Raw genomic sequence first — 6,115 nt, 5'->3', positions numbered from 1 at the left:
CGGCATAGTTGGTGCTGACCCAGCCACCCAGGGCAATTTGCACCCAGAACAAGGCGAAGGCAGCGATCACGGCAAGGCGCAAGCCGGYAGAAAGCGTCGTAGCGTTGGCGCCGTGCACCTGCGCATACCGCACAGCCTGCGCACGCAACAAGGCCAACAACACCAAGCCCCCCAGCAAGTGCAGCGTGACGATGGCCGGAAACAACTTCATGGTCACGGTGAGCGCGCCGAACGCGCCCTGCAGGCACACCCAGATCAGTGTGACAGCAGGCCACCAAAATGAGACAGGTGTGCGCTTGCGCTCCAGCCAGCTTGTCACCGCGAGCGTAAGAATAAGCACGCCAACGCCGGTCGCCAGATAGCGGTGGATCATCTCGATCCAGGCCTTGGAATGCGTGACTGGGCCGGTCGGCATCGCAGTCCGCGCAGCTTCGATGTGCATCTGCGCGCCAACCGGACTCGCGCTGCCGTAACAACCAGGCCAGTCGGGGCATCCCAGACCGGAGTCAGTGAGCCGCGTGAACGCGCCGAAGATCACCAGATCAAACGTGAGGAACAGTGTCACCAGCGTCAGCACCCGCAAACGCTGCGCCACCGGCGCATTCTTGTTGTGCACCCAAACCCAGGCCAGAGGCCCCAGCGCCACCACCAGCCCCATGATCATCAGGCGCAGGGCGGGACTCAGGTCGTAAAGATTTTGCGCAGCCATGATTGATTAATGAAAACTGGAGCCCGCAACGCCCTGGAGGTATCCAACCAAGCAGGGGCCACGGGACTGGCTTTGCCAGACCGCAGGCGCAGCGGCCCCCTCGGGGGGCAGCGCATTACACGAAGYGAAAAGCGTGGGGGCCATATTCACCGGCCTTCTTTGTCCCAGCTGCTCGAGGCACGCAGCAGGCGTTCCAGATCGCGCTTGGCCTTGGCGGCGGCGGCGACGTCCATGTCGGCCGGGAAACGCATCATCCAGTTGCCGATGGGGTCGACCAGATAGAGATGATCCTCCAGCCGCTGRCCCGCAGCGGGCTCCAGCCACTTCGCGAGTTCAGCTGGCGCCACACGCAGCACCGCCGACGAAGCCAGCGCGGGGAGCAAGGCATCACGCACCGGCGCTTCGTCCACCACCAGCCAGACGCGGTCCAGGCGCTCTTTTTCCTTGCCGAGGGACTCGCGCAGCTGGCGCTGGAAATACAGGTTCTGCTCGCACCGCGCACCGCAGGCGCCGCCGGCCACACTGATGAGCAGCCACTGGTCCTTCAGTGCCGTCAGCGTGCCGGCGCGGCCGTCCAGCGAGCGAGTGGCCAGCGGCGGCAAGGGTCGCTGCGGGTCAATCAACTCACCAAAGTTGCGGCGGCCTTCGGGCCGGATCAGGTAGTAGGTGACGTAAGACGCGATGACCGGCGCCGCGCACACCAACAGCACGGCCAGCATTTTCCAGCGGCCTGCCACGGTGCTGGGCGCGCGCGTACTGGACTGATCCAGCACAGGCATGGCATGCACGGTCAGACCCAGGGGCTGGTCTTGCAGTCCGGCTGCAGCAGCGTGGACGGGAGGAGTATCAGGGGTATGAGGGGTAGCAGGCGTATCGTTTGTCACGGCAATTGATCGCGGCGTTTGCCGCGCATGTGGGTACGAAAAGGAAGGACCAGCTGAAACCAGCCATACAAAAGAACCACCAGACCGCAAAGGCCGAACCACTGGAAGGCATAACCGTAGTGCTTGTCCACGCCCAGGTTGGGCGCGGCCCACTCACGCAGCAGGCCTTCGCTGGGCGCACCGGTCTGCAGCAGTGAGACATCCAGCAGCGGCAGGCCGGTTTGCGCCCGGAAAGCAGGCAAGTCGAGATTTTGCCGTATGCGCCCACCCTCGGCACCCTGGAACTCATAGAGCCTGGAAGGCGGCGGGGCCATACGGCCCTCAACTGTCACGATGCCTGGCGGGGTGGTGACCTCCGGAAGGCGTGTACGGTCGGCAAAGTTGCGCGGTACCCAGCCACGCTGCACCAGGATGGCCTGCGGGCTGCCCTCCAGCACCAGCGGCGTCACCACCAAAAAACCCGTCTTGCCGCTCATGGGCCTGTTGTCGAGATACACCGTGTGCTCGGCGCGCCAGCTTCCCTTGAGGATGGCTGGCCGGTGAATGTCATCAGCGAGGCGCTGGCTGGCAAGCAGCGAACGCACATCCAGCGCGGGAAGCCCACCTTTGGAATCGACAGCTGCCTGCAATGCTTCCTTTTGCGCGGCGCGGCGCAGCTGCCATTGGCCCAGCGAAAAGGTTGTGCCGGCCACCACCAGTGCGGCCACCGTGAGAATCCAGAAGCGAGGGGAGTGCAAAGCACTTGTCATGAGCCGATAATCCTGTTCATGACTTACCTGATCGCACTGGCGTTTATCGCCATTTTTGCCAGCCTGGCCTCCGCACTGTTTTTCATGCTCAGGGGCGGCAAGGGCAGTGAAGGCGCCGAAAGCAGCAAACGCAAAAACAGCAACATGGCGCGCGCACTGGCGTTCCGTATCGGGTTTTCTGTGTTGCTGTTTGTTTGCATTCTGATTGCGTGGAAGCTTGGTTATATCCAGCCCACCGGCATCCCTGCTGGTAAATAACAGCCACTCTGAGTGGCGGAATAAAGAACAAAGGCCGCATCAAGCGGCCTTTGGTTGAGCGGCCTGAGCCGCTGTTGGTTCCCTTACAACCAGTACACCAGGATGTAGAGGCCCAGCCACACCACATCCACAAAGTGCCAGTACCAGGCAGCGCCTTCAAAGCCGAAATGCTTTTCAGGGGTGAAATGGCCTTTGTGCAGGCGCAGCGTGATGAACAGCAGCATCAGCATGCCGACAAACACGTGAAAGCCATGAAAGCCCGTGAGCAGGAAGAAGGTCGAGCCGTAGACGCCCGAAGACAGCTTCAGGTTCATCTCGTGGTACGCATGAAAGTACTCATAGCCCTGCACGAACAGGAAGACCACGCCGAGCGCAACCGTCGCCCACATGAAGGCGATGGTGCGGGCACGCTTGCCTTCAATCAGCGCGTGGTGGGCGATGGTGATGGTGACACCGGAGCTCAGCAGCAGTGCCGTATTGACCGTTGGCAGGGAGCCCATGATGCTAGCCCAGATGCCGCCGCCAATTGCCAGCGGCTTCATGGCCGTGAATGCTTCGACGATGTCGGCGGGCGWTGTCGTGGCGCCGGGCACGATAGACGGCCATGCCGCCTTGAAATCAGGCCAGAGCAACGCGTTTTCCAGGCTACCCAGTGCGGGCAAGGAGTGCGAGCGGGCCCACCACAGCGCGGTGAAGAAGGCACCGAAGAACATCACTTCCGAGAAAATAAACCAGCTCATGCTCCAGCGGAAGGACATGTCGATCTTGCGGCCGTACATGCCGCCTTCGCTTTCGGCGATGGACTGGCTGAACCAGCGGAACAACGTGACCAACCACCACACCATACCGAAGGCCAACGACCATTTGCCCCAGTCGGCGCCATTGATCCACTGGCCGGCGCCCAAGATGACAAAAAACAGGCCGATAGATGCCATCACCGGATGGCTCGATGGGCTGGGGACGAAGTAGTGGGGGGTTGACCCGTGGGTTGCTGATGACATCGCTCGACTCCTGTTTTTCTCTCGAATTTCCAAATAATCTTTTAACTTGTACCGTGGGGCATTGTGAGGATGCCGCGCTTTAGCGCGCGACCATCCACTTCGCCAGCAGCACCAGGACTGCGACAAACACGACCACGGCAATCAGCCCGACCACAATGATGTGGAGAGGGCTCAAATTCCTCACGTCTTCTTCGTAGTCGCCGCGTGCACGCAGGCCTACAAAGGACCAGGCCACAGCCTTGACCGTGCGCCAAAAAGAGGGTTTGCGGGGGGTTGCGGCCATGCTCATGCGCCTGCCTGTTTTTCAGGTGGTACGGCGGCAGTCGTTGCCTTGGGCGTGACGGGCGCAGCCGGCGTCTTGCCGCCCACTTCAAAGAAGGTGTAGGACAGCGTGATCGTGCTCACGTCTTTCGACAGTTTCGGGTCGATCACGAAGGCCACAGGCCACTGCTTTTTCTCACCGGGCGCCAGGGTGTACTGGCTGAAGCAGAAGCACTCAAGCTTGTTGAAATGCGCACCGGCCTGCGCGGGAGCGTAGCTGGGGATGGCCTGGGCGGACATGGTTCGGTCCTGCACATTCTGGAATTCGTACATCACAGTGGTCAGCTCGCCCGGGTGAACCTGCAGCGTGTTCTGCGCGGGCTTGAAATGCCAGGGGCCGCGCGTGTTCGCATCAAACTCAACCGTGATGGTGCGCGTGCGGTCTACCTGCGTATTGGCCGGCAAATTGGGCGTCGCACCAGGGATCTGGCGGTCGGACAGGGCCAGCACGTTGATGCCGGTCATCTCGCAAATCGCCTTGTAGATGGGCACMAGCGCATAACCGAAGCCGAACATGCCGAGCACGATCACGGCCAGCTTGCCCATCATGTTGAAGTTTTCGCGCTTGAGCCGCATCACATCGGTACTGGTTTGAGACTGAGGTCGACCTGGCTGCTCAATGGCTCAGGAAAATCATCTTGGCCATGAAGCCGGCAAAAAAGACCAGCGCGACCGAAGCCAGGATCAGCGCCAGCTTCAGGTTGCTCTTCTTTTGTTCGGGTGTCGTCATGGCGATTACCGTTGAGTTCAATCAGCCGATCACGCGGGTTGCCGAGGCATCCAGCTTGGGCGGTGTTTCATAGGTGTGGAAAGGTGCAGGCGATGGGACTTCCCACTCGAGACCTTCGGCGCCCTTGCCGCCTTCGTCCACCCAGGGATTCTGCCTGGCAGGTGCGCCCTTGCCGCGCATCGTGGGAACCACAATGAACAGGAAGAAGTACAGCTGGGCAAATCCGAAGAAGAACGCGCCCACGCTGGCCACGGCATTGAAATCCGCGAACTGCATGGGGTAGTCGGCATAGCGGCGCGGCATGCCGGCCAGGCCCAGGAAGTGCATCGGGAAGAAGGTCACGTTGAAGGAAATCAGCGACCACCAGAAGTGGATCTTGCCGCGGGTTTCGTTGTACATGACGCCGGTCCATTTGGGCGACCAGTAGTAGTAGCCGGCAAACAGGGCGTAGAGCGAACCAGCCACCAGCACGTAGTGGAAGTGAGCCACCACGTAGTAAGTGTCCTGCAATTGCGTGTCGATCGGTGCGACCGAAAGGATCACACCCGTCAGACCGCCGATGGTGAACACGAAGATGAAGCCCACTGCAAATAGCATGGGGGTTTCAAAGGTCATGGAGCCGCGCCACATCGTGGCGATCCAGTTGAACACCTTCACGCCCGTGGGCACGGCGATCAGCATGGTGGAGTACATGAAGAACAGCTGGCCCGTGACTGGCATGCCGGTGGTGAACATGTGGTGCGCCCACACAACGAAGCTCAGGATGGCGATGGAGCCAGTGGCGTACACCATGGAGGCGTAGCCAAACAGGCGCTTGCGCGAGAAAGCCGGGATGATCTGGCTGATGATGCCGAAGGCCGGCAAGATCATGATGTAAACCTCGGGGTGGCCGAAGAACCAGAAGATGTGCTGGTACATCACCGGGTCGCCACCGCCGGCGGGGTTGAAGAAGCTGGTGCCGAAGTGGCGGTCAGTCAGCGTCATGGTGATGGCGCCTGCGAGCACCGGCATCACGGCGATCAGCAGGTAGGCGGTGATCAGCCAGGTCCAGCAGAACATCGGCATCTTCATCAGCGTCATGCCGGGAGCGCGCATGTTGAGGATGGTGACGATGATATTGATCGAACCCATGATGGACGAAGCACCCAGGATGTGCATCGCAAAAATACCGGCGTCCATGGACGGGCCCATTTGCAACGTGAGCGGCGCGTAGAGCGTCCAGCCCGCGGCGGGTGCGCCACCAGGCATGAAGAACGACCCCACCAGCATGATGCCCGCYGGGATCAACAGCCAGAAGCTGAAGTTGTTCATACGGGCAAAAGCCATGTCAGCCGCGCCGATCTGCAGCGGGATCATCCAGTTGGCGAAACCCACGAAGGCCGGCATGATGGCGCCGAACACCATGATCAGGCCGTGCATGGTGGTGAGCTGGTTGAACAGTTCGGGGTTGACCAGTTGCAGGC

9 protein-coding genes are annotated in these 6,115 nt (G+C 61.0%); 1 reads left to right on the top strand and 8 read right to left on the bottom strand.

Translation table 11 applies throughout. The features are described from left to right. From AC1DWI_RS11395 to AC1DWI_RS11385, 3 genes are all read right to left on the bottom strand, one after another. A partial coding sequence (locus AC1DWI_RS11395; protein WP_477724857.1) for a COX15/CtaA family protein occupies window positions 1-709 on the bottom strand: 709 nt, incomplete at its 3' end. Between the two features lie 146 nt (window positions 710-855). After that, complete coding sequence (locus AC1DWI_RS11390) at window positions 856-1,488, bottom strand: hypothetical protein (RefSeq protein ID WP_477668917.1); 633 nt, start codon at window positions 1,486-1,488, stop codon at window positions 856-858. Between the two features lie 101 nt (window positions 1,489-1,589). Continuing rightward, the gene (locus AC1DWI_RS11385; protein ID WP_477668301.1) at window positions 1,590-2,342 is read right to left on the bottom strand and encodes an SURF1 family protein; all 753 of its coding nucleotides are present in this window, start codon (window positions 2,340-2,342) and stop codon (window positions 1,590-1,592) included. Between the two features lie 18 nt (window positions 2,343-2,360). On the opposite strand from AC1DWI_RS11385, the gene AC1DWI_RS11380 reads away from it, so the two are divergent. Continuing rightward, window positions 2,361-2,600: a twin transmembrane helix small protein gene (locus AC1DWI_RS11380; protein WP_457282216.1), complete on the top strand. Its 240-nt coding sequence runs from the start codon at window positions 2,361-2,363 to the stop codon at window positions 2,598-2,600. An 83-nt stretch (window positions 2,601-2,683) separates the two neighbouring features. Here the strand turns inward: AC1DWI_RS11380 and AC1DWI_RS11375 are convergent, their stop codons facing one another. The 5 genes from AC1DWI_RS11375 to AC1DWI_RS11355 form a co-directional block, all read right to left on the bottom strand. Further along, window positions 2,684-3,601 (bottom strand): cytochrome c oxidase subunit 3, encoded by a 918-nt coding sequence (locus AC1DWI_RS11375; protein WP_477724856.1) that lies wholly within the window; start codon window positions 3,599-3,601, stop codon window positions 2,684-2,686. Between the two features lie 79 nt (window positions 3,602-3,680). Beyond that, window positions 3,681-3,890 carry a DUF2970 domain-containing protein gene (locus AC1DWI_RS11370; RefSeq protein ID WP_477668302.1) on the bottom strand — a complete coding sequence of 70 codons (210 nt, stop codon included), beginning with the start codon at window positions 3,888-3,890 and terminating at the stop codon, window positions 3,681-3,683. Then, window positions 3,887-4,498: a cytochrome c oxidase assembly protein gene (locus tag AC1DWI_RS11365; RefSeq protein WP_477666770.1), complete on the bottom strand. Its 612-nt coding sequence runs from the start codon at window positions 4,496-4,498 to the stop codon at window positions 3,887-3,889. The genes AC1DWI_RS11370 and AC1DWI_RS11365 overlap by 4 nt, the downstream gene beginning before the upstream one ends. Before the next feature lie 40 nt (window positions 4,499-4,538). Next, window positions 4,539-4,652 carry a cytochrome oxidase small assembly protein gene (locus AC1DWI_RS11360; RefSeq protein WP_411883660.1) on the bottom strand — a complete coding sequence of 38 codons (114 nt, stop codon included), beginning with the start codon at window positions 4,650-4,652 and terminating at the stop codon, window positions 4,539-4,541. 21 nt (window positions 4,653-4,673) lie between these two features. Next, on the bottom strand, window positions 4,674-6,115 hold a 1,442-nt coding region (locus AC1DWI_RS11355; RefSeq protein WP_477724855.1), incomplete at its 5' end, for a cytochrome c oxidase subunit I.

It is taken from the genome of Polaromonas sp. P3_C2 (genome assembly GCF_056402675.1).
This window is presented reverse-complemented; position numbering and strand designations above follow the sequence as displayed.